18 protein-coding genes and 1 tRNA gene are annotated in these 23,622 nt (G+C 32.0%); 7 read left to right on the top strand and 12 right to left on the bottom strand.

Annotated elements, in window-relative coordinates:
• Window positions 1-6 precede the first annotated feature (6 nt).
• Together ybeY and ABEB23_RS08260 are read right to left on the bottom strand one after the other, a co-directional pair.
• The gene (gene ybeY, locus ABEB23_RS08265) at window positions 7-426 is read right to left on the bottom strand and encodes an rRNA maturation RNase YbeY (protein WP_348812073.1); all 420 of its coding nucleotides are present in this window, start codon (window positions 424-426) and stop codon (window positions 7-9) included.
• Window positions 423-3,695, bottom strand: coding sequence for a DUF4175 family protein (locus ABEB23_RS08260; protein WP_348812072.1), 3,273 nt, complete (start codon window positions 3,693-3,695; stop codon window positions 423-425). Before ABEB23_RS08260 ends, ybeY begins: the two co-directional genes overlap by 4 nt.
• Window positions 3,696-3,848: 153 nt before the next feature.
• Between ABEB23_RS08260 and gltX the strand changes: the two genes are divergently transcribed.
• Window positions 3,849-5,360 carry a glutamate--tRNA ligase gene (gene gltX / locus ABEB23_RS08255; RefSeq protein WP_348812071.1) on the top strand — a complete coding sequence of 504 codons (1,512 nt, stop codon included), beginning with the start codon at window positions 3,849-3,851 and terminating at the stop codon, window positions 5,358-5,360.
• 35 nt (window positions 5,361-5,395) lie between these two features.
• On the opposite strand, the gene ABEB23_RS08250 is transcribed toward gltX, so the two are convergent.
• Window positions 5,396-6,037, bottom strand: a complete 642-nt coding sequence (locus ABEB23_RS08250) for a PorT family protein (protein WP_348812070.1) — start codon at window positions 6,035-6,037, stop codon at window positions 5,396-5,398.
• A gap of 77 nt (window positions 6,038-6,114) precedes the next feature.
• On the opposite strand from ABEB23_RS08250, the gene ABEB23_RS08245 reads away from it, so the two are divergent.
• Window positions 6,115-7,104 carry an SPFH domain-containing protein gene (locus ABEB23_RS08245; RefSeq protein ID WP_348812069.1) on the top strand — a complete coding sequence of 330 codons (990 nt, stop codon included), beginning with the start codon at window positions 6,115-6,117 and terminating at the stop codon, window positions 7,102-7,104.
• Between the two features lie 26 nt (window positions 7,105-7,130).
• Here the strand turns inward: ABEB23_RS08245 and ABEB23_RS08240 are convergent, their stop codons facing one another.
• The 4 genes from ABEB23_RS08240 to ABEB23_RS08225 all read right to left on the bottom strand — a co-directional run bounded on the left by ABEB23_RS08240 (window position 7,131) and on the right by ABEB23_RS08225 (window position 10,891).
• Entirely contained in the window at window positions 7,131-7,385 is a 255-nt protein-coding gene (locus ABEB23_RS08240; protein WP_348812068.1) for a DUF6327 family protein, read from the bottom strand.
• A gap of 2 nt (window positions 7,386-7,387) precedes the next feature.
• A complete protein-coding gene (locus ABEB23_RS08235) occupies window positions 7,388-7,738 on the bottom strand; it encodes a phage holin family protein (RefSeq protein ID WP_348812067.1) in 351 nt (116 codons plus the stop codon).
• Window positions 7,739-7,777: 39 nt separating this feature from the next.
• A complete protein-coding gene (locus ABEB23_RS08230; protein ID WP_348812066.1) occupies window positions 7,778-8,110 on the bottom strand; it encodes a YtxH domain-containing protein in 333 nt (110 codons plus the stop codon).
• A gap of 684 nt (window positions 8,111-8,794) precedes the next feature.
• The gene (locus tag ABEB23_RS08225; RefSeq protein WP_348812065.1) at window positions 8,795-10,891 is read right to left on the bottom strand and encodes a glutamine--tRNA ligase/YqeY domain fusion protein; all 2,097 of its coding nucleotides are present in this window, start codon (window positions 10,889-10,891) and stop codon (window positions 8,795-8,797) included.
• Between the two features lie 151 nt (window positions 10,892-11,042).
• Between ABEB23_RS08225 and folB the strand changes: the two genes are divergently transcribed.
• Together folB and ABEB23_RS08215 are read left to right on the top strand one after the other, a co-directional pair.
• Window positions 11,043-11,402 (top strand): dihydroneopterin aldolase, encoded by a 360-nt coding sequence (gene folB / locus ABEB23_RS08220; RefSeq protein WP_348812064.1) that lies wholly within the window; start codon window positions 11,043-11,045, stop codon window positions 11,400-11,402.
• Window positions 11,403-11,528: 126 nt separating this feature from the next.
• Window positions 11,529-11,599 (top strand) — tRNA-Cys (locus ABEB23_RS08215).
• 342 nt (window positions 11,600-11,941) lie between these two features.
• On the opposite strand, the gene ABEB23_RS08210 is transcribed toward ABEB23_RS08215, so the two are convergent.
• From ABEB23_RS08210 to rnr, 3 genes are read right to left on the bottom strand one after another with little or no spacing between them, the layout of a single operon-like run.
• Complete coding sequence (locus tag ABEB23_RS08210) at window positions 11,942-12,619, bottom strand: LysE family translocator (RefSeq protein WP_348812063.1); 678 nt, start codon at window positions 12,617-12,619, stop codon at window positions 11,942-11,944.
• Window positions 12,620-12,655: 36 nt separating this feature from the next.
• Window positions 12,656-13,324 carry a head GIN domain-containing protein gene (locus tag ABEB23_RS08205; protein ID WP_348812062.1) on the bottom strand — a complete coding sequence of 223 codons (669 nt, stop codon included), beginning with the start codon at window positions 13,322-13,324 and terminating at the stop codon, window positions 12,656-12,658.
• 19 nt (window positions 13,325-13,343) lie between these two features.
• Entirely contained in the window at window positions 13,344-15,524 is a 2,181-nt protein-coding gene (rnr, locus tag ABEB23_RS08200; RefSeq protein ID WP_348812061.1) for a ribonuclease R, read from the bottom strand.
• Window positions 15,525-15,632: 108 nt separating this feature from the next.
• Here rnr and ABEB23_RS08195 point away from each other — a divergent pair, with 108 nt between their 5' ends.
• Both ABEB23_RS08195 and rpiB read left to right on the top strand, forming a co-directional pair.
• Window positions 15,633-15,866 (top strand): putative signal transducing protein, encoded by a 234-nt coding sequence (locus ABEB23_RS08195; protein WP_348812059.1) that lies wholly within the window; start codon window positions 15,633-15,635, stop codon window positions 15,864-15,866.
• 734 nt (window positions 15,867-16,600) lie between these two features.
• The gene (gene rpiB / locus ABEB23_RS08190; RefSeq protein ID WP_348812057.1) at window positions 16,601-17,029 is read left to right on the top strand and encodes a ribose 5-phosphate isomerase B; all 429 of its coding nucleotides are present in this window, start codon (window positions 16,601-16,603) and stop codon (window positions 17,027-17,029) included.
• 4 nt (window positions 17,030-17,033) lie between these two features.
• Here the strand turns inward: rpiB and ABEB23_RS08185 are convergent, their stop codons facing one another.
• Window positions 17,034-17,309: a DUF1294 domain-containing protein gene (locus ABEB23_RS08185; protein WP_348812055.1), complete on the bottom strand. Its 276-nt coding sequence runs from the start codon at window positions 17,307-17,309 to the stop codon at window positions 17,034-17,036.
• A gap of 62 nt (window positions 17,310-17,371) precedes the next feature.
• Between ABEB23_RS08185 and ABEB23_RS08180 the strand changes: the two genes are divergently transcribed.
• Window positions 17,372-19,495: a Tex family protein gene (locus ABEB23_RS08180; RefSeq protein ID WP_348812054.1), complete on the top strand. Its 2,124-nt coding sequence runs from the start codon at window positions 17,372-17,374 to the stop codon at window positions 19,493-19,495.
• Window positions 19,496-19,619: 124 nt separating this feature from the next.
• Here the strand turns inward: ABEB23_RS08180 and ABEB23_RS08175 are convergent, their stop codons facing one another.
• Entirely contained in the window at window positions 19,620-23,621 is a 4,002-nt protein-coding gene (locus tag ABEB23_RS08175; RefSeq protein WP_348812052.1) for a beta strand repeat-containing protein, read from the bottom strand.
• Window position 23,622 lies beyond the last annotated feature (1 nt).

Below are 23,622 nucleotides of genomic sequence, written 5' to 3'. Positions count from 1 at the left end.
CTTCACTTACTGTTCCACGTGAAACATAGCTAATTTTTCATCTTCTTTAGCACGCATCTTTAATTCATCATTTTCTGTTTTATCCTTGTATCCACAGTAATGCAATACCCCATGAACCAAAACGCGCTTTAACTCTTCTTCAAAAGAAACATTAAAATCAAGAGCGTTGTCTTTAACCCGCTCAACTGAAACAAAAACATCTCCATTCAATTCATTACCCATTGAGTAATCAAAACTAATAATATCTGTTAATGTGTCATGATTTAGGTATTCCAGATTAATTTTATGCAGATATTCATCATCGCAAAAAATATAATTTATCTCCCCTTCTTTTTTGTTTTCAGACTCGATAACTCTAGTCAACCACGTTGCAATTGCTTCTTCGTTTTCTAAAGTAAAGTCGTTTTCGTAATTAAAATTGATCATTTTTTATTAAAATATTCTTGAACCCTTTGATTAAAATTCGAGCGCAAAGGTAAGGATTGTCTATTTAATATCTCTATGCTATTTAAATAATCTAATAAGGGAGCTGGCAAGCTACTAGATCTGTTGTAAAACTCTCTTTTACTAGTTTCAGATTGCCGTTTGTTTTCTTCGCCTTGTTCTTGTACTGCACTATTCAACTTTAATAACTCTTGTTTAACGTTTAATATTTTTTGAAGGGTTTCGTTTTTAAAACCTTTATTTAAAAGTTGCTTTTCTATCTGCTTCATTTGCTCCAAAGCACTTTGGCCATTGCCTCCCAAACCTTGCTTATTGAGCTCTTTCTCGAGAGCTTCTCGCAGTTGTTTCTGCTCTTTATAAATCTCCATTATTGCTTTTGCATCGCCTTCTCCATCACCACCATCACCATTATTACTTCCATCTTTACCCTGTTTACCACTCTTGCCTGCACTAGGTTTCTCCCCTTTTTTAATACCATCTTTCATTTTCTCCCCTAAACCTTCTTGCTTTTTAATGATGTCTGGTAATTGCATCCCCTGGCCCTGACCTGATTTAGGCTTACCCATACCCATACCTGACATAGACATTTGCATATTAGATAGTGTATCACTTAATAAATCTGCCAATTTATTAGCAGATGACACAGTGTATTGCTGATGAGAAAGCCCTTTTGGAATCTGAGCATCACTTAAAGTCTCCAATGATTTATCAATATTGTACTCAATATTTCCTATTTCTTTAGTGACTGATTCTGCAATTTTAGGGTTTCGCAATGATACAGCAAACAAACTATCATCTACATGCTTGAATTGTTGCTTTAAGTTTTGCTGCTGTTTTATATACTTATTAAAAGATGGTGAACCTGCTTTTAAATTTTTAAACTGACCCATTACATCCTCTTGAGATACAGAAAAAGCAAGCAAGTTATCTAAAATTTGGCGTAGCATTTTTATATCCTCTTCCATTTGCTCACTCTCTGACGCTTCCATACTCTCTTGCATTTTCATAGCCATTTCTTTCATTTTTTTTGAAGCGCTCTTTTGTTTTGGTTTCGCCTTTTCCTTGTTAGATTTCTGCAACTCTTCTCCAGCTTTCTTCAAATCGTCTTCAATACTTTTCTCTTTCAGATCATCATTAGGAAGATCTAAAGGCGATTTCAATTCCTTATTTTCCTTCTCTAAATCATTTAACTCTTCTTGTATTTTATCAAATGTTTTTCTAATTTCTTCTTGATTGACTAAATTATTTTCATTCAATTTATCAGATAATTGATTTTGCTTTTCTGAAAGTTTATCTAATTTATCAGCTAATTGTTCCGCCTTTTTTTCAACATAAAACTTCTTAGTTAACTCAACTAACTGCTCCAAAGTCCTAGTTTGATTTTTACTGCTTTGTTTAAAATTATCTAACTTTTTCAATAACTCTTCGCTATCAATCTTATCATTTAGCTTTTGCAATTCATCTAAAAGCTTTTCATTTTTTTCTAAATCCTTATCAACTTTGTCGAGACGTTTTTGCAATTCTTCTTTTGAATCTGCATCAAATTTATCTAAATCATCCTTCATTTTCTTTGCAAATTCCTGCATCAATTTATCTTGTTGCTTCTGGCGCTCTACAAAATCCAATACTTTTTTCTGGTCTTTAAACTCAAAATTATCTTTCTCCTTTCCCATCTGTTGCAACTTATCCATCTCAGATAATTGCCTATCCTGAGACTTAAGAGATCTTTCTAAACTATTAATATTATCATTCTGTTGCTGCAATATCTCATCTTCTTTTTCTTCACGAGTAGCAACACGATCTGAAAAAACACTAGATTTTGCACTTTTAAAATGATGTATAGCATCGTTATCGTAAACCTCAAAATAATAATCATACGAAATTCCTTCCTCCACCGGAAGGTTACTCGGAAAAGAAAACACAAACTGATCAAAAGCAACGGGCTTAATACTTATTGTTCCACGTTTGGCAGTGTGCGGTTTTGCTCTCTCATAGAAGACAATCTGAAGCTTAGAAAGACCATAATCGTCAGAGATCTGACCTACAACGTAGTTAGATCCCACCTTTAAACTATCAGGAGCGGCACCTACGTTGATCGATGGGTATTGATCTTTGATAACCGACAACTGATAATCGAGCTTTTCATAGTTTTTTACGCTACTATTAGAGGTAAGAATTTGATAATCTGTATTTTGACTAACATTTTTTGACAAAACAAAGCTATTTTCTGCTTTTACAAAAGGAAATATATGTTTTCCTTCTTTCCAATCAATATTTTGCGTAGCAATCGTATTCATTCTCCAAGTAACACGCGTTCCTTCAGGAATAATAGCATTACCAGATCCCTTAATCACTTCAGATTTTCGTTTCAAGTAAACCGGAAAATTTAACAACATTTCAAAATTAGAAATAGAGGGAACAGTCACCACCTGCAATTCATAATCGGAAGAAGAAACAGAATTTGCCTCCAAATGGAAGACAAGATTTTGTGAAGCTTTAGTAACTTTGAATTCAAATAAACCTGACCCAACAGATTCCATATAATAACTTTCATCGTCCAAGAAAATCATAACATTTTCCGGAACCACTTTCCCTTCTGTTTTCACACGAACAATAAAATCTTTATTTTGTTCTGTTTGGAGACTATGGTTCAAAACAATAAATTCAAAAGGTGCCGGTGGTAAAAATTGCTGATTGAAATGAACCACGCGATTCAAACTCTGAGATATTACTTTACTGTTTCCAGATAAATAGAAAAAAACAAAAAACAGAATTGGTACAATAGCTAAAGGCAAATACTTCTGATTTTTATTAAAATTAATAACATTTCCAAAAGGGATCGGCTGTAATGCCAAAGCTTTTTGTTCGATCGATGCAACCAATAATTCAGATTGTTCCACGTTTTGGGATAGCTGCAAAAAATTTGTCAACTTATCACTAACCTCAGTAAAGTGATTTCCAATAATTGACGAAGCTTGTTTATAATCCATTCCCTTCTGCAACCTCAATAATTTAAAAATCGGAAACAGAATAAAACGCAACAATAGAAAAACTTCACCAATAACAAAAATCCAAAACAGAAAAGCTCTTCCAACTGGTTTCAACCAAAGAAAATATTCAATAAACAGCGTAATCAGAAAATACAACAGACCTAAACCTATGAAAAATATAATTCCTTTTATCAATTCATTCGTATAGAATTTTTTGATAAAGGCTTCGAGTTTCAAATATATTATACTTCTGGTATCCACTATTTATGATTTAATTATAATAACCACTAAAAGTAACAATTTATATAAATAAAGAAATGTTAAATCCGTAAAGTTTTAAATGAATAAATTATCTCATTTTCAAATTCTTTAATTGACTAATTGAAATTGTATCTTTGCCCAAAATTCATAAAGATGTCAAAACAAGTTCGTGTGCGTTTTGCACCAAGTCCAACAGGACCATTACATATTGGCGGAGTTCGTACCGCACTATTCAACTATTTGTTTGCAAAAAAAAATAATGGTGTTTTCTTTTTACGAATAGAAGATACCGATCAAAACCGTTTTGTTCCAGGTGCCGAAGAATATATAATGGAAGCACTTGAATGGTTAGGCATTTCACCAGACGAAACTATAGGGAAAAATGAAAAATTTGGTCCCTATAAACAAAGCGAGAGAAAGCATTTATACAAACAATATGCAGATGAATTAATCAATTCCGGTAATGCCTATTATGCATTTGATACAGCAGAGGCTTTAGATCTTCATAGAAAACAACACGAAGAACAAGGAAAAACATTTATTTATAATCATCATAACAGAGAAAAACTTGATACTTCATTAGTAATTTCGGCAGATGAAACTGCTAAAAGAATCGCTTCCGGCGAAGATTTTGTTATCCGATTTAAAACGCCAGTTGCCGAAACATTACATCTGCACGACATCATCCGTGGAGATGTTAAATTTGAAACAAGCCTACTAGATGATAAAGTATTATTCAAAAGCGATGGAATGCCAACTTATCATTTGGCTAATATCGTAGATGACCATTTGATGGAAACCTCACATGTTATTCGAGGTGAGGAATGGCTGCCATCTATGCCTTTGCATGTTTTATTGTACAGAGCTTTTGGTTGGGAAGCTCCGGAATTTGCACATTTACCATTAATAATGAAACCTATAGGTAACGGAAAATTATCTAAAAGAGATGGTGATAAAATGGGATTCCCTGTATTCCCATTAGATTGGAAAACCGAAGAAGGTATCTCATCAGGATACAGAGAAAAAGGATTTTTTCCTGAAGCTGTTGTTAATTTCCTCGCTTTATTAGGATGGAATGATGGAACAGAAAAAGAATTATTCACTTTACAAGAATTAATAAGTGCTTTTGATCTAAGCAGAGTCCATAAATCTGGTGCAAAATTCGACCCAGAAAAGAACAAATGGTTTAATCATCAATATTTGATAAAACAAAAAGATGAAGATTTAGCTAAAGCGTTCCTTCCTATTTTGAATGAAAAAGGTTTTTCGAATACGCTAGAGATGACAAAATTGATCAAAATAGTTTCTCTGATAAAAGATCGTGCACATTTTGTTTCTGAATTTTGGGAATTGAGTGATTTCTTTTTTGCGGCTCCAACAGCTTATGATGAGAAAGCAAGTAAAAACTGGAAAGAAGAAACCCCATTCTTAATGCAGAGTCTCATTTCAATTTTAGAGGAAATTGGAGAATTCTCATCCATGAACATAGAAACCATTGTCAAAGATTGGATGACAAAAAACGAAATCGGAATGGGGAAAGTAATGCAACCCTTTCGTTTGAGTTTAGTAGGAGCGCTCAAAGGTCCTCACCTATTTGATATCGTAGAATTAATTGGAAAAGAAGAAACCATTAATAGAATTCAAAAAGCAATAGCAACATTGTAAAAACAAAAAAGCTCCCGAAATTTGGGAGCTTTTTTTTAAAAGTAAAGTATAAGATTACCATTCGCAATTCCAGGATTCCCTTTCAAATTAACTCCTAGGTTTTGATAATTCAAATTACCAAAGGTGTTAAATAAACCATACTGATAAGAGAAATTCAGACGAACGTGTTTAACTCCAAAAGTAATTCCGGCTGCCGGATAAAAATTAAATTTAGAAATATCAACAATATCTTTTGCTAATAAAGGAGTTCCAGAAATACTATTATTTTCATCTTCACTGTCAATCTTGAGTTTTCCGTTTAGCTGAAAAATAGGTCCAAATTCCAAACTTAAATGATTAGGAATAATTTTATAACTAAACTGTAAGGATACTTGAGCAGAAGGCAAGGTATATTTCACATCTTCATCAAATAATACTAGATTCTTTGTAGCTACCAAGAAATTGTTTTCACTAAATTGAATAGCATAAACCATGTCCCAATCATTATAAAAATTACCTCTTACAGAAAGACCGGCATTCCATCCTGTATCAGGTTTGGCATCAAAACTATCGGTCATCAAAGTAAACTGGTTCATACCAACGATAATACCAATTCGATTGGAATCTCTGTATTTATATTGTGCAAATACAACTCCTGAAAACAGAATAAAACTAAACGTAAAAAATATCTTTTTCATGAAATAAAATATTACTGGAACAAACCTAAAGATTTTTTGTAATTTAACACTGATTTTTTAACTAAATTATTAAAACTATGGACATTCCATTAATTATTTTTCTTGTATTCGGGTTATTTATTTTCTTATCCTCCTTCTTTACCGTAAAACAACAATCATCCGTTATCATTGAACGTTTTGGTAAATTCTTAAGTGTTCGCAATTCTGGATTGCAACTCAAAATTCCACTAATAGACAGAATTGCAGGTCGTGTTAATTTAAAAATTCAACAATTAGATGTTATCATTGAAACGAAAACCAAAGATAATGTCTTTGTAAAAATGAAAGTTTCGGTTCAATTTAAAGTCATTCAGGAAAAAGTATATGATGCTTTTTACAAACTGGAATATCCACACGACCAAATAACTGCTTATGTTTTTGACGTAGTACGAGCGGAAGTTCCTAAACTAAAATTAGACGATGTTTTTGAAAGAAAAGACGATATTGCCATCGCGGTAAAAAGAGAACTAAATGAAGCCATGACTACTTACGGATATGATATTATCAACACTTTGGTTACTGATATAGATCCAGATATACAAGTAAAAAATGCCATGAACAGAATTAATGCAGCTGACAGAGAAAAGACAGCAGCCGAATTTGAAGCAGAAAGTTCAAGAATTAGAATTGTAGCTAAAGCTAAAGCAGAAGCAGAAAGTAAGCGTTTACAAGGACAAGGTATCGCAGATCAAAGACGTGAAATTGCAAGAGGACTAGTAGAAAGTGTTGAAGTTTTGAACAGTGTTGGGATCAATTCACAAGAAGCATCCGCATTAATTGTGGTTACACAACATTATGATACCTTACAGGCTATTGGTGCAGATGCAAATTCTAATCTAATATTATTACCAAATTCACCACAAGCCGGAAGTGATATGTTGAATAATATGGTTGCCTCCTTCTCCGCTTCCAATCAGGTAGGCGAAATGATGAAAAAAGCCAATAGAAAACTGAAACCAAAAAATGAAGAGCATCAAAATGGTAATCAATCACCTACACTACCAGAAACGCCACAAGAGGAAGTATAACTACTTGGTAAAAACAAAAAAGAGACTTAACGGTCTCTTTTTTTATTTTTAAGCCAATTTATCATATATGGAAGTACAGCTAAAAGAACTTTTGAATACGAATTCCTCGCCACAGATTTACAACTACCTAAAAAATCAATCAATAAGTTTTCCGGCCTAAGAACTTCTTTTGTTTGTTCAATATTCAAAAGAATTTTTTGAAGATGAATTTCTTTTTCCAATTTTAGAATTTCTAATTCCCGATCAATTTCGGAGTAAGATGAATATTTTTTGATTTCCATAATTAGTCATTAAAAAAGATTTCTGAAAATTTCTCTAAAATAGGTCTATCAATAATTTTATGTTGAAACAAAAACAAAAATAAAGTTAGTAATAGATAAATTCCACCAACAATAAGAAAACCTAGAGCATTACTATCCAAAAAGTTACCAATAGCAAAAGCAGCAGCTACTGAACAAAACAATAAAACCATACTGAAACATAAAAGAACCAAAGCAAACTTCAAAATCATACTAGTAGATTTCATTGCTACTTTAAAACTCTTCAATTTATAGTAATCCAAATTACTTTCAATATACTTTTGCGTGTGATCTTGAATGTTTTCGCTATGTTCTCTTAATTCTTTAAAAGCCATTGTCTAGTTTTTAGTATTCAATAATTAATTTACAACACCCTATTTTTTTTGAAGTTTAGCATTCTGAGTTTTCAGCTCCGCTAATTTTGTTTCTAAAAATGAAATAACATCTTCTGTTTTATAACTCATGTTTGAAACTAAATCCTCATAAGAATCTTCCAGATTGTATTTAGTGGTTGTAAACTTATTTTTCAATTGTGCTGAAACTTCATCTAATTTATGTTTCAAATCATTTTTAGTATCATCAAAACCATCTTTAATTTTCTCTCTGGTTTTTGAACCTTTATCCGGAGCAAACAAAATTCCAATTCCAGCTCCTATTGCTGCACCAGTCAAAAGTGCTAGCAATGTATTTCCTGTGTTATTTGACATGATCTTTCCTTTTTAAATAGTTTGTTTTATAAAGATACAACTTTATTAACAATCATTAGTTAACAACTCGATAAAGTGTAATTATATAAGACAAAAAGTAAAATAAAGAACGCTGTTAAACGATTTTAATAAAAACAATATTCTTATCATAAAATACAAAATACTCTTTTAAATTTAATTTATATAAGTCAATATTAATAGTTTAAAATAATTATAAATTAATAATCAATAGAAAAAATATATAATAATTATATATATATAAACAATACTTTATAATAACAAAAATCTATAATACAAAAAAAACGATATTTACCCAGACAACTTCATAAAAACCAAAAAATCACTTTTCAATATTTCAACAATTGCGTTTATACTTTTTAAGCTAAAAAAACTAAAAGTAAATAGTTTCATCTACAAATATCAGTTCATTACTAGTTACCACAACATAATTAAAAAAAAATAGCCGTTTACAAGCCAAAAAATAAAATAAAGCTTACTAATAAAAGATATTTACAAAAATAATAATGATATCACAAAATTTAAAAAAGTGGCTTAAAATGAATATATATCAGTCAATTTTAATTAATAAATATTATATAATTTTAAAAAATAATAGATAAAATTAATAATAAAAAAACTCGCTAGTAAGCGAGTTTTAAATATATAAAATCTATGTTAAAAAAATTATAGGTTCCTTAACTCTGCCAAAACTTTTTCATTTTTCTCATCTTTTATCATTTCGAAAAGTTGCACTTTAAAATCTTCAAAATTCACAGTATCATGTTTTATATTTTGAATAACTGAAATCCTAACTTTGGCTAATTGACTTTTTAAAGACATCGAATACAATTTTGTTAAAGATTCAAAATCTATGTCCGAAGGATTCACTTTATCAGAATGTTCCAAAATTAAATTAGCAAATAATAACGAACTATTATCGTTTTTAATATTCTTAACGATTGTTTGGTTAACAAGACTATAATTATCAATGCTTTTAATACTTTCGATAATACTATCAAGAATTAAATTGGCAGCATTTTCATCCTTTTCCTTCACGTATTTATTGATTTCTTTTTGCGTATTCATCAACAAATTTTGCTCTTTTTTACCTTTTTCCTCCCAAGCATCTTTAAGTCCAACTGTTTTATTAAAAACTAATTTACCTTCGGCCGAATCTTTATCTACATTGAAATAACCTAATCTTTGAAATTGAAAATTATCGCCACTTTTAACTTTAGCAAGACTAGGTTCTATATAACCTTTTACTACTTCTAATGAATTACTGTTAATAAATTCCAAGAAACTTTTCTCTTTATGACTATCCGGCGCTTCATCAGTAAACAAACGATCATACATTCGAACTTCAGCTTCAACGGCATGTGCGATAGAAACCCAATGTAATGTTCCTGCTACTTTTCGTTGACTAGCTTCACTCCCACTTCCACTACGACTATCTTCGTCATAGCTTACTTGAATTTCAATTATATTGCCTTCTGAATCTTTAGTAACAGATTCTCCTTTAATGATATAAGCATTTTTTAAGCGTACTTCTTTGCCTAAACTCAAACGGAAAAACTTAGCTGGTGCCTCTTCTAAAAAGTCTTCTCTTTCTATAAATAATTCACGGGAAAAAGGAACTTTTCTATACCCTGCATCTTCATCTTCCTGGTTATTTTCCGCATCCAACCATTCTTCCTTATCTTCCGGATAATTGTTAATAACCAATTTAATAGGATCTAAAACAGCCATAACTCTAGCTGCTTTTTTGTTTAAATCTTCTCGTAAACAAAACTCTAAAAGGGAAACATCAATCACATTTTCGCGTTTAGCAACACCAATTATATCACAAAATTTACGAATAGAAGCTGCTGTATATCCTCTTCTTCTCAATCCAGAAATAGTTGGCATTCTAGGATCATCCCAACCATCAACAAAATTTTCCTGAACTAACTGCAAGAGTTTTCTCTTACTCATGACAGTATAATTTAAATTCAACCGGGCGAATTCATATTGATTTGGTCTTACCTTATTCTCATCATAAATTTGATCTAAAAACCAATTATACAACTCCCGGTGCATCACAAATTCTAATGTACAGATAGAATGTGAAATTTGTTCCATATAGTCACTTTCCCCATGAGCATAATCATACATTGGATAAATCTTCCACTCGTTCCCGGTTCTATGATGGTGACGGTGTAATATGCGGTACATCAATGGATCACGCATCAACATATTTGTAGATGCCATATCAATTTTAGCACGTAAAACATGGCTTCCTTCAGGAAAATCACCATTTTTCATTCCTTCAAATAAGCTAAGATTTTCTTCAACAGAACGATTTCTAAAAGGCCCGTCAACACCTGCTTGCGTCGGAGTTCCCTTTTGAATAGCCATCTCTTCAGAAGACTGACTATCAACATATGCCTTTCCATTTTTTATCATCAACACAGCCCAATCGTACAATTGTTGAAAATAATCAGACGAATACAATTCTTCCGTCCAATTAAAGCCTAGCCATTGTAAATCTTCCTTAATAGCATCAACATATTCCTGCTCTTCCTTAGCTGGATTGGTATCATCAAAACGTAAATTTACAGGTGCATTATACTTTAATCCTAAACCAAAATTCAAGCATATAGATTTAGCATGGCCAATATGCAAATAACCATTTGGTTCCGGTGGAAAACGAAAACGTAATTTATCTTGTGAAAGACCTCCAGCAAGGCTGTCTTCAATGATTTGTTCAATAAAATGAAGTGATTTATCTTCTGTTGACATTGTTTTAAATTTTGAGAAGCAAAGTTACCAAAATTGTTGCTGAAACCTTGAAACCTTGAATCGTTTATTTGACTTTAAGCCTAAAAAAACAAAACATTTTGTACTTTTATCCAATAAAACGATTTAAAAAAAACACGAATAAACTTAAATCATGGGAATCATAAAATTAAAAAATATACGAACTTTCTCTTATCACGGTTGTTTAATCGAAGAAGGAAAAATTGGTTCAGACTATAGTGTTGATTTAGAAGTAAAAACAGACTTAAGAAAGTCAGCTGAAACAGATAATCTCGAAGATACTGTTGATTATGTTCTTTTAAATAGAATTGTAGTGGAAGAAATGGACATAAGAGCACAATTATTAGAAAATGTTGCCCGTAGAATAATAGTTCGAATTTTTTCGGAAGTTCCAGCTATCTCCAGAATTATAGTTGCCGTTTCTAAACTAAATCCTCCTATTGGTGGTGATGTTGAAGCAGTTACTATAGAAATGGAAGAATACAGAAATTAATTCTTTTAGAAAAAAAGACCTTTTTAGAAAAGCTAAAAAAGCTATTCTTAATTTTTTTTAGCATTTTTAGACTTTAAACTTTTAAACTTTAAACTTTTTAGTTACTTTTGCCGTCCATTCAATTATGGCGTCGTGGCCGAGCGGCTAGGCTGGGCTCTGCAAAAGCTCCTACTCCGGTTCGAATCCGGACGATGCCTCTAAAACCTTCAAGGAAACTTGGAGGTTTTTTTATGCTTAATTTTTATAAAAAATTAGATAAAAATAGGGTTCGATTCCGGACGATGTCATCAGAACTTTCTAAGTAATTTGGAGGTTTTTTTATGTCTAATTTTTGGAAAAAATTGAATAAAGATAAGGTTCAAATCCGAGTCATACTGTAAAAATATTCAAAGCTATTTGATGTTTATTATCAATAACATTTGAATTTAATATAAACCATATAAGTACTTATACTATTGTAATTTTTGAAGGAATTTTAAAAAAATGCCTGATTATAAATAATTTTACAATCAGGCATTTTATAATTATTAGAATAAAATCTATTTATCAATATTTTCAAAAGCATTTTTAACCATCTCTTTTTCTTTTGGAAACCAGCCTTGTGTTATTAAAACAAGTCCGAAAATAATTAAAACAATACTAATTCCTTTTTTAACTTTAAGAATATTTGAAGGAGTTAACTTTGATTTTAACTGTTTAGCCAATAAGATCTTGACACAGTCAATTAGTAAATAAGTAACAATCACCGATGTAAAAAAAGTCATCATTCGCGATGTTTGCAGTTCTAATTTTGGTCCAACAGAAATAATGATTGCCAGCCAAAAACCAAGAACTCCAATATTAATAATATTTAAGAAAAAACCTTTTATAAAAAGACTTATATAATTCTTTTTAATGATCTCTTTATCAATCAAATCATACTTAATTTTACCTTCTTTTTTTAATTTTATAAAAGATATAATTCCGTAAGCCAACATTAGCATTCCGCCAAACATAAAAAGTGCAGGCTTATCTTTTAAACTTTGAATTAACCTGTAACTTCCCAAATAAGCAATTCCTATAAAAAAAATATCTCCCAAAACAACTCCTATATCAAAAACCAAAGCAGCTCTGAATCCTTTGGTAATACTGGTCTCCAGTAAAATAAAAAATACTGGGCCTATCATGAAACTTAAAAAAATCCCCCAAGGAATACCAGTTATAATATCATTAATCATTAAATAATAATTTATTTAGAAAAAAATTTTAATACACTACTCTTTCTCAGTAATAGTACCTCCCATAACAGTTTCCTGATTAATTTGTTTTGGTTTTCCATAAATGAAAATAGAACCTCCAGCCTTTACTTTTGCATTTACCAAGGTAGATGCATTAATTTCAGCTTTTCCTCCAGCAGAAACGCTTATTTGTGTTTGTGATGTATGTAATTCTTCTGCTTTTACAATACCACCTGAAGTAATATCAATATCCTGATTTGTAGCCGAACCTCTTAAATCAATTATTCCACCTGAATTAGCCTTAATATTTGCTTTTTCAACATCCAAATCGACTCTGATCTCTGCTCCTTCTTTTGCATTCAACTCCATCACAGTTTGTTTAAAAGTATAATCACTCGAAATATAACTTCCTTCGCTAGCACTAATACTTTCGATTCTTTTAAAATACAACTTAATAGAAATTTCATCACCTGAAAATGCTTTAGTAATAGACATTCTAATTTTCAGTTCTCCGTTTTTATTGATAACTTCTACTTTATCTTCATCTTTTCCGGATATAATGATTTTGTTTTCTGAAGCTTCAATTAACTTCACATTCAGTTTATCAAATACTCTTACAGTATCAAAATCACCCAAGTTTTTAGTCACTTGTGCATTCAAATTAATAGCTAAAAATAATGCAGCTATAAAAAATAAATTTTTCATTTTATTACTATTTAAATAATTACTCGTTTCTTCTTAAAAAATTAAAATCCAACTGCTTTTTAACTAAATCTGCATTTTTAACTTTAACATAAATTTCGTCACCCAACTGTAATAATTTATTGGAAGTAGCACCTACAAGAGCATATTGTTTTTCGTCAAAAGTATAATAATCTTCTTTTATGTCACGAATTCTACACATACCTTCACATTTGTTTTCTATAATTTCAACATAAATTCCCCATTCGGTTACACCTGAAATAACACCCAAAAACTCTTGATCCTGATGGTTTTGCATATATTTTACCTGCATGTATTTGATGGAATCTCTTTCAGCATTTGTTGCTAAACCTTCCATTGTAGAAGAATGTAAACATTTTGTTTCATAAGTTTCTTCATCTACTGATTTTCCACCGTCCAGGTAATATTGTAATAATCGATGTACCATTACGTCAGGATAACGACGAATCGGTGACGTAAAATGTGTATAATATTCAAAAGCTAATCCGTAATGACCAATATTATCTGTAGAATATTTGGCTTTACTCATACTTCTGATAGTCAGCGTATCAATTAAATTCTGTTCTTTTTTACCAACTACATCGGCTAATAAATTATTCAATGATTTTGAAATATCACCTTTGTTTCTAAAATCTATTTTATAACCAAATTTAGCAATAACAGTTTGCATCGCTATTAACTTATCTTCATTAGGCTCATCATGAATTCTATAAACAAATGTTTTCTTTTGTTTTCCAATATATTCAGCTACTTTTCTGTTAGCCAAAAGCATAAATTCCTCAATAAGATGATTTGCATCTTTAGATATTTTGAAATAAACACCTTCCGGTTCACCTTCTTGATCTAAATTGAATTTTACCTCTACTTTATCAAAAGAAATAGCTCCTTCATTCATTCTTTTTCTTCTCAATATCTTGGCTAATTCATCCATTTTTAAAGTAGCAGATGTAATTTCATCAGAAACTTTATAAGAAGTACCAACAATAGAAATTTCTTCTGGAATTGTATTATCCTTGGTTTCTATGATATATTGTGCTTCTTCATATGAAAATCTTTGATTGGAATAGATAACAGTACGTCCAAACCATTGGTTAACTACCTGAGCTTTAGCATTGATTTCAAAAACAGCTGAAAAGGTATATTTTTCCTCGTGTGGACGAAGTGAACAGGCATAATTTGACAATACTTCGGGTAACATTGGTACTACCCTATCCACTAAATAAACAGAAGTAGCTCTTTGATAGGCTTCATCATCCAGAATGGTTCCTTCTTCAAGATAAAAAGAAACGTCTGCAATATGAATACCTATTTCATAATTGCCATTCTCTAACTTTTTGTAAGACAAGGCATCATCAAAATCTTTAGCATCCTTTGGATCAATTGTAAAAGTCAGGGTATCTCGCATATCCCGACGTTTAGCAATTTCACTTTCATGAATAGTTGTATCTATTTTTTGTGCGTAGGTTTCAACCTCTATTGGAAATTCCGCCGGTAATCCATATTCCGCCAAGATAGCATGAATTTCAGTATCATGTTCTCCCGGTTTTCCTAATACTTTTATGACTGCTCCAAAAGGACTATCTGCTCTCGCCGGCCAATCCTCGATATGAACTAATACAACATCACCTTGTTCTGCCTCTCCTATTTTATCCTTTGGAATAAAAATATCAGTATACATTTTTGGATTAGCAGTCGAAACAAAAGCAAAGTTTTTCTGGATATCAATGACACCAACAAAATCAGTTTTATTTCTTTCTATAACTTCAATTACTTCACCTTCAGGTTTTTTACCTTTTCTTCTGTTATAAACATATACTTTTACGGTATCTTTATCTAAAGCGTGATTCAAATTATTTGTCGGAATAAAGACATCTTCTTCTAAATCTGGACAAACAAAATAAGCGGTTTTACGACCTGTCATATCAATTTTACCTTCGTAATAATCCTGACTGATCGCCTTAATTAAATATTTTCCAGGTTCTGATTCTATAATTTTTTTTTGTGAAGCAAGAATCTTTAAGTCTTTAATAATTTGATTCCTGCTTTGTGTATCATCTAATTCCAGTTTAGCTGCAATTTGTTTGTAGTTAAATGCTTTATTGGCACTTTGCGATAAAATTTTTATGATTTTTTCAGAGAAGTCTTTCTCTTTTTTTATCGGCTTTCTTAATCTTTTCCCCATACTTCTTTTTCTTAAAAGTCTAAAATTACGAAGAAGATGTTAAATATTACTTTTTAAAGAATAGATTTATTAAAAATATAACTTTATGTATCTTTACAAAAAGTCCAAATGGAAGATTTTGAAACAATTGCAATTTTTAATCATTCCCACGAAATTATTGTACTAAAACACATTTTAGAACAAGAAGGTATTCACTATTTTTTTGAAAATGAAATCACTTTATCAGTAGCCCCTTTTTATACTTCAGCTTTAGGGGGAATCAAACTAAAAGTCCATCGCAACGATTTTGAATCCGTACAGGAAATCTTAGACAATTTGAATAACACACTTACCATCGTTTAATTCAATTAAAAGTTTCAAAATTTTAAAAAAATTGAATTTTAAATTTTCAAAGTTGTCAACATATATTAAATACAACAAAAAGAAAAGGGAAATTTAAATTAATTTTTTATGGTTATTATAGCTTGTTAATAGTGACTATAAATTTATTTTAAAATGTATTGAAATGAAGTTTTACCATGTTATTTTTAGTTATTAACATAGTTATTTTGTTCTAAGGATTTAGTTTTAAAGCAATTTCTGTTTTTAGTTAACAACTGTTGATAATAGAAAATTAATGAATTTTGTAAATAAGTTAATTTCTGAAATTTGTTAATAAACCATTTTTAACTATTGATAACTATTCTAAAAATTCAACAAACTAAATTTGGTTTTTTAAAGTGGGTTTTGGATTAGTGATTTTTTCGATAAGGACTAAAAAAACTTCTAATATTCTATCTAAAGTTATGAACATTTCATGTTAATTTAAAGTTAACTGAATATCAAGCAGTTGCATTTAGCTGTTAACAATACAATTTTTTAACAATTTTATTACAAATTAGGTATTGATTTACAGTTGTTTGTAAATTAATCAAGATTGTATAAAAAGCTAATTTTTTAATAATCCGATAGTTATAGTTGTGGGTAAAACCAATTTTTTTAATAACTGTTTTTGTTAAGAAAGAAACAAACCTCGATATTCTTTAAAACTGGAAATCTTTGATTAAATTTGCAGCACACAACTTAATATATATAAAATGAAAATTTCTATAGGAAACGATCACGCTGGTCCTGAGTATAAAAAGGCAATTGTTGAAATGCTTAAAGCAAAAGGGCATGAAGTAACTAATTATGGAACCGATTCTGCAGACAGTGTAGACTATCCGGATTTTGGTCATCCAGTTGCTTCTGATGTTGCAGAAGGAAAAGCTGATTTTGGGATTGTTATTTGTGGAAGCGGTAACGGAATTTCAATGACAGTAAACAAACAGTCTAAAGTTCGTGCGGCTTTATGTTGGATAAAAGAAATTGCAGTTTTAGCCCGTCAGCATAATGATGCTAATATCATCAGTATTCCGGCGCGTTATACTTCTATTCCGCAAGCGGTAGACATGGTAGAAACTTTTTTAACTACTGAATTTGAAGGTGGAAGACACCAAACAAGAGTGGATAAAATTTCCTGTTAGTAAATTAAAGTTCTATTATTCTAAAATAGAACAGTCCAAATAGAATAAATACCTGTACTGTAATAATTCCATAAAACTTCAAAAGATAGCTGTCTTTTGAAGTTTTGTGTTTAAAGGCTAGCATACCCAATCCTGAACCAATTGTTCCGCCCATAAGTACGAGGGTTAATAGTGTTTTTTCGGGAATCCTTCTTTGTTTTTTTATAGCCAATCGTTTGTCATAACCCAAAAACAAAAAAGCTAAAAAATTAAGGATTAAAAAATAGTAGAATAATATCATTATTGATGTTCAATTGAATTCCAAAGATATTATTTTCGCAGTATAATTTTTTAAAATAAAAAATGACTAACATACAATTCATCTCCAAAACGGTTGCCACGGCAGCGATAAATATTCAAAATACAATTCAATTATTAGAGGAAGACTGTACAATTCCCTTTATTTCCAGGTATCGAAAAGACAAAACCGGTAATCTGGATGAAGTGGTAATTGAACAAATTGCTAAGTTGCATAAAGAGTATGAAGTGATCATAAAACGCAAAGAAGCAATTTTAAAATCGATTGAAGAGCAAAATGCGCTTACACCAGAATTAGAGAAAAAAATCAAACTGAGTTTTGATTTACAGGAATTGGAAGATTTCTATCTGCCATTTAAAAAGAAGAAAAAAACCAAAGCTGATGTCGCTCGTGAAAACGGATTGGAACCATTAGCGAAAATCATTATGGCACAAAATAATGATGATGTTGACTTTATATCCACGCAATATTTGAATGAAAACGTAATCAATGAAGAAGCGGCTTTGCAAGGCGCAAGAGATATTATTGCGGAATGGATTAATGAAAATATTTATGTGCGTAAGCAATTACGAAGATTGTACGAGCGCAAAGCAACGATAATTACCAAAGTCGTAAAAACTAAAAAAGAGGAGGAGGGTGCGCAAAAATTCAATCAATATTTTGATTGGTCAGAACCGTTAAGTAAAGCGCCATCGCATCGATTATTGGCAATGCTTCGTGCCGAAAAAGAAGGTTTTATCAAGTTTAAAGTAGAAGTTGATATTGATGAAGCGTATGATATTATTGACGAATTAATTTTAAAAGGTCAAAGCAGTGCAACACCTCATGTACAATTAGCAATCGAGGATAGTTACAAACGATTATTAAATCCAGCCATTTCAAATGAAGCTTTACAGGAAGCGAAAGCGAAGGCTGATGCCAATTCTATTCAGGTTTTTGCTAATAATTTAGGACAATTGTTACTGGCTCCGCCTTTGGGAGAAAAGAGAATTCTAGCCATTGACCCCGGGTTTCGTTCGGGATGTAAAGTGGTTTGTCTGGACGAAAAAGGAGACTTATTGTATAATGAAACCATTTATCCACATGCGCCACAAAATGAAAGCGCTATGGCGATGAAAAAAATTCGCTCGATGGTTAATGCTTACAATATTGATGCGATTTCTATCGGTAACGGAACCGCTTCACGCGAAACGGAATTTTTTATTAAAAAGATTGCTTTTGACAAACCCGTTCAGGTGTTTATTGTTTCAGAAGCCGGAGCATCGGTTTATTCAGCATCAAAAATTGCAAGGGAGGAGTTTCCTAATTATGACGTTACGGTTCGTGGTTCCGTTTCTATTGGGCGACGATTATCAGATCCTTTGGCAGAATTAGTAAAAATCGATCCAAAAGCCATTGGCGTAGGCCAATACCAACATGATGTAGACCAAAATAAGCTGAAGGAAGAGTTAGACAATACAGTAATTCGTTGCGTGAATTCAGTGGGTGTAAATATTAATACGGCAAGTAAACATTTGTTAAGCTACGTGAGTGGAATAGGAGAGAAGCTGGCGGAAAACATAGTCAATTATCGTTCAGAAAACGGACCGTTCGAAGATAGAAAACAATTGAAAAAAGTGCCTCGTCTGGGTGAAAAAGCGTACCAGCAAGGTGTTGCTTTTATCCGAATTTCGAATGCTAAAAACCCGTTGGATAATTCGGCAGTACATCCTGAAGCCTACGGAATTGTTGAAAAAATAGCTAAAGATTTGAAATTGACTGTTAATGATTTAATTGCCAATAAAGAAAAAACGGCTTTGATAAAAGCAGAAAATTACATTACGCCCGAAATAGGCTTATTGGGATTAAAAGATATTATAAAAGAGCTTGAAAAACCGGGCTTGGATCCCAGAAAATCGGCTAAAGTTTTTGAATTTGACCCTAATGTAAAAACAATAAAAGATGTAAAAGCGGGAATGGTGTTACCAGGAATTGTGAATAACATTACCAATTTTGGATGTTTTGTGGATATTGGTGTTAAGGAAAGCGGTCTGGTTCACATTTCACAACTCAAAGCAGGCTTTGTGAGTGATGTAAATGAAGTGGTTAAATTACACCAGCATGTGGAAGTAAAAGTGACCGAAGTCGACGAAGACAGAAAGAGGATTCAGTTGACGATGGTTTTGTAATTTCATAATAAAACCCAAACTACAATCAGATAGTAGTTTGGGTTTTTTGATGTTTTTTAAAAGACGGTTACTTATTATTAGAAAAAGTATTCTACTTTTTTTAAGCTCAGCACAAAAAAGATTTTTATTTTTTTATAATCAATTTTTGAGTTTTTACTTTGTTATCGCTAATACTTTTGATAAAATAAATTCCATCAGATACGTCTTCTAAATTTAAAGTATTAACTATATTTTCATCTAGATTAAATGATTTTATAGTCTTTCCTGATCGGTCTATTATGATATAATTTCCTTTATAAGGAGTAACAATACTTATAATTCCTTTACTCGGATTGGGGTAAATTTTAAATTCATTTTGATTGAATTCATCAATGGCCAGACTATTTACAGTAATACAATTAGAAGTTACTGTACAATCAGCAACGGTAATTTCAACTTTATAATCTCCATTTATCAAGGGAATGTAAGATTGGTTCGTTTCATTTACAAGCAAAGTATTAGGACACTGATACCATTGGTAAGTAGCACCCAAATGATTTGAAGTTAGTGTACCTGAATTAAAGCTTACAGAATTATTAATAGCTGATGAATTAGTTATAGTTAGATCTAAAGTTTTGGTATCACAACCCACTACATTAGTATAGACACCGGAAGCTGTATAGGTAGTGTTATTTTCAGACCATGTATAAGTATCACAGGCAGTTATTGTTTGTGTAGATGCTGATGAATTTGTTATGGTTAAATCTAAAGTTTTGGTATCACAACCTACTACATTAGTATAAACACCGGAAGCTGTATAGGTAGTATTGTTTTCAGACCATGTATAAGTATCACAGGCAGTTACTGTTTGTGTAGATGCTGATGAATTTGTTATGGTTAAATCTAAAGTTTTGGTATCACAACCTACTACATTATTATATACACCGGAAGCTGTATAGGTAGTATTGTTTTCAGACCATGTATAAGTATCACAGGCAGTTATTGTTTGAGTAGATGCTGATGAAGCGGTTCCTGTTACTGTTTTTACTAAGAGTCTGTCACTTGCACAATATGCTGTTTCACAAGCTACACAATAAGTTGTATTATTTGTAGTAGGTGTAGCAATTACTGATTCTCCTGTTGCAAAACTACTGCCCCCTACAAGTGCGGTATACCAAGTGGCTGTTGTCCCAAGAGGACAAGTAGCGTTTAGAGTTACAGTTGTATTACCTAAGCAAGTAATATTTTCTGTAGAATTTGTAAATGAAGCGTTTGCTGGTTTTATTGAAGTTGTTGTGATATTAGAGTTTACTGTTGCAAAATTAGAACCACTCACAGTCGCCATATTAGTAACTTGACAAGTGTTTGGAGGTAATACATTAGCAGCATTTATTATTGCGCTAAAAGTGATTACCGTGCCTTTTTGTGAAGGTAAAGTAAACGGTCCTACAGAAATAGTTTCTGCAGTTATTTTTGCAGCACTATTTTTAGATTGATTAGAACTAATTTCATTATTAATTTGACTTTCTGCTATTGGAGTTATTTCTTTTTCAACATTTTTAGGAGTATTTGCAAATTTTGAAGCAGATGCATTGTCAGGCACTAAAGCGGTTCCAGATAATATTGTTCCTCCACCTTGTTCGTCTATAGCGGTTCTAGATTCCAGATTATTAGCGTTCCAAAAAGAGGTAAGTGCAGCTGATCTGTCACCTGTTCCATTTAAATACGGAGTTGTGCCCTGCAAAATAACCTGACTATTTATTCCCAAAGAAAGCACATCAAAAGTTCCAGCGAAGAGACCACTAACAGGACTGTTAGTTGTATTATTACCTATATTTGCGGCACTTATTAGAGGACTGGCTGCATTATTTCCAATGGCAATTACACCAACGTGTGCATAGCCATCAGTCACTAAGTTAATGATATTGTTTTTAATGGTAGCATCCATTCGGGCAGTACCAAAAGTGCCATTGTCATTAGCTTCAGAAACAATACCGTAATTAGTAATGTTAGTAATCGTATTATTTAATATTTCGGTTATATGTTTACCATTTCCGTATGCAGCCACAGAAATACCATTACTAACAGATCCTATTCCACCTCCTTCAATAGTGTTATTGTTTATTCTTCCCTTCATAGTTCCTGTTCCTTGATTTCCAATGTTACAGGTGAAACTACCATTAAAACTTGATTTTAAGATGTTGTATATTACATTATAATTTACTGTTGCTGCTCCAACTGCCTGTAGTGATAAACCATTGCTACCTGGGGTTGAGGCTGCAGCATTTATAGTGTTGCGATCACTCAATGTGTTTCCGCCGACCTGAATAGTGTTTGTTGAATTACCGCCAAAATTTAATGCTAGCCCATATGTTTTAGCGTTGGAAAAATCATTTCCTTTTAAGGTTAAAGTAGTATTTGAAGTTCCATAACCCTGAAATATAAAATTAGTGCCACCATTTGCTCTGCTAAATGAATTTTTAAACTGACATCCTGTTACGGTCAAATTCAGAGTTGGATTAGTTGACAGAATACCATTATAGGCATAAAAACCTCGTCCCCATGAGTCATTAACATTAGTACTGGTTATTGAGCTGGTTCCTCCAAGATTCAAGGCATAGATACCACCGACTTCTGAATTAGGGGTATTGCTTCCGCATCCCGTTAAGGTACTATTACTTAGTGTAAAATTAGTCACATTATTGATATTAATACCTGTAGCATTGTTAGTACCTGTAATCGAAATATTATCCAATGTAACTCCTGTAACTGTTTTTAAATGAATGGCACTATTACAAGAAGAATTGTCGGCAGCAGGTGTAGCGCAAATTCCTGTTGAAGTAGTTGAATTGGTAAAATTCATGTTTTTGAGCGTAACGTTAGTACATGAAATAAATTCAGCACCTCTATTTGCTATATTTTGAATAGTACCTCCTGATCCGGCAGTTGTTCCAGTTCCAATAACTTGAAAACTTCCCGTGGAATTAGCTACAGATATTCCTTTTGAAGCTCCATTTGCAGAAATACTTTTAAAAATACAATCTAATACAGTTCCGGCACCAATATTTACAGCGACAGCAGTACCTCCATTAATGGTTACATCTCTTACTTTTAAAGTTCCAACACTTGCTCCTGCCATAGTTGCAGTAGTTCCAGTAAGTGTGATTCCTTCTACATCATTATTTAACTTAAGATTTAAAACTGAAAAATTGGGATTTGTACCACCAGTTGATGGCAAAGTATTACTATAAGTTGGTACTGCAATTCCTAATATCGATGTTAAACTGGCTGTGGCTCCCTGACCAATTAATTTTTGATTGTCTGATAGAGTCAAAGTGGTACCGCTACTTCCGGTACCTGTATAAATAAAAATAGGGTTTGAACCGGTGCCGGTAACATTGTCTACCGTTTTGAAAGGACTTGATAAAGTACCATTTCCGTTTGAAACTACCAAGCTGTTTACAAAATAGATAGGAGCTGATACTGTAATGTTTACGGTCGCAGAACTTGTTTTTCCGTTGCTGCTTGTCAAAGTATAAGTAAAACTATCAGAACCGGAATAGCCAACATTAGAATTATAGGTAAAAGAACCATTTGTAGCTAACGATACTGTTCCGTTAGTTGGAGCTGATAAAACAGTCACTGATAAGGCAGTTCCATCTGGACTGACATCATTTGATAAAACACCTTGAGCAGCATTTAATGTGATTCCAACATTTCCAATACAATTATACGCATCGTTTACAGCAATAGGTGTTGCTTTAAGAGAACCGGGAACTAATGTTAAATTAGTGTCTAATATGTCCTGAAAAGTTGTTCCTGTTGCATTATCAGCGCCACTGTTATTAACAGTAACAGTAAAATCAAGTTGTGAGCCCGGTTGAGCATTTCCTCCACCATTAACAGTAACTGCATTAGTAACACTAATGGTTGCTGCGGCAGACATCGAATTAACGCTTGTTTCTTGTTTAATCAGAGATGGTTTATTTTTGCTATTGGTTTCCTTAGCAACAAATTTTTTCTCAACTTCTGCTACCTGCTTTTCAAGTGGAACAACAACATTTTCCTTAAAAAGGTCTCTATAAGACATTCCGAAAGTAAAGAAACCTAATAGTACTACGATAATTAAGAGTTTGTTTTTTTTCATT

Source organism: Flavobacterium maritimum, assembly GCF_040049085.1.
In the GTDB taxonomy this organism is placed as follows: domain Bacteria; phylum Bacteroidota; class Bacteroidia; order Flavobacteriales; family Flavobacteriaceae; genus Flavobacterium; species Flavobacterium maritimum.
Note: the sequence above shows the minus strand (reverse complement) of the source record. Positions and strands in the feature narration are given on the sequence as shown.

Excerpts from the sequence above, each read along its gene's own strand:
- ABEB23_RS08175 (WP_348812052.1), bottom strand. The coding sequence starts at position 23,621 with ATGAAAAAAAACAAACTCTTAATTATCGTAGTACTATTAGGTTTCTTT.
- ABEB23_RS08245 (WP_348812069.1), top strand. The coding sequence starts at position 6,115 with ATGGACATTCCATTAATTATTTTTCTTGTATTCGGGTTATTTATTTTC.
- ABEB23_RS08230 (WP_348812066.1), bottom strand. The coding sequence starts at position 8,110 with ATGTCAAATAACACAGGAAATACATTGCTAGCACTTTTGACTGGTGCA.
- ABEB23_RS08210 (WP_348812063.1), bottom strand. The coding sequence starts at position 12,619 with ATGATTAATGATATTATAACTGGTATTCCTTGGGGGATTTTTTTAAGT.
- folB (WP_348812064.1), top strand. The coding sequence starts at position 11,043 with ATGGGAATCATAAAATTAAAAAATATACGAACTTTCTCTTATCACGGT.
- ABEB23_RS08250 (WP_348812070.1), bottom strand. The coding sequence starts at position 6,037 with ATGAAAAAGATATTTTTTACGTTTAGTTTTATTCTGTTTTCAGGAGTT.
- rpiB (WP_348812057.1), top strand. The coding sequence starts at position 16,601 with ATGAAAATTTCTATAGGAAACGATCACGCTGGTCCTGAGTATAAAAAG.
- rnr (WP_348812061.1), bottom strand. The coding sequence starts at position 15,524 with ATGGGGAAAAGATTAAGAAAGCCGATAAAAAAAGAGAAAGACTTCTCT.
- ABEB23_RS08180 (WP_348812054.1), top strand. The coding sequence starts at position 17,372 with ATGACTAACATACAATTCATCTCCAAAACGGTTGCCACGGCAGCGATA.
- ABEB23_RS08240 (WP_348812068.1), bottom strand. The coding sequence starts at position 7,385 with ATGGAAATCAAAAAATATTCATCTTACTCCGAAATTGATCGGGAATTA.
- ABEB23_RS08205 (WP_348812062.1), bottom strand. The coding sequence starts at position 13,324 with ATGAAAAATTTATTTTTTATAGCTGCATTATTTTTAGCTATTAATTTG.
- ABEB23_RS08225 (WP_348812065.1), bottom strand. The coding sequence starts at position 10,891 with ATGTCAACAGAAGATAAATCACTTCATTTTATTGAACAAATCATTGAA.
- ABEB23_RS08195 (WP_348812059.1), top strand. The coding sequence starts at position 15,633 with ATGGAAGATTTTGAAACAATTGCAATTTTTAATCATTCCCACGAAATT.
- ABEB23_RS08235 (WP_348812067.1), bottom strand. The coding sequence starts at position 7,738 with ATGGCTTTTAAAGAATTAAGAGAACATAGCGAAAACATTCAAGATCAC.
- ybeY (WP_348812073.1), bottom strand. The coding sequence starts at position 426 with ATGATCAATTTTAATTACGAAAACGACTTTACTTTAGAAAACGAAGAA.
- ABEB23_RS08185 (WP_348812055.1), bottom strand. The coding sequence starts at position 17,309 with ATGATATTATTCTACTATTTTTTAATCCTTAATTTTTTAGCTTTTTTG.
- gltX (WP_348812071.1), top strand. The coding sequence starts at position 3,849 with ATGTCAAAACAAGTTCGTGTGCGTTTTGCACCAAGTCCAACAGGACCA.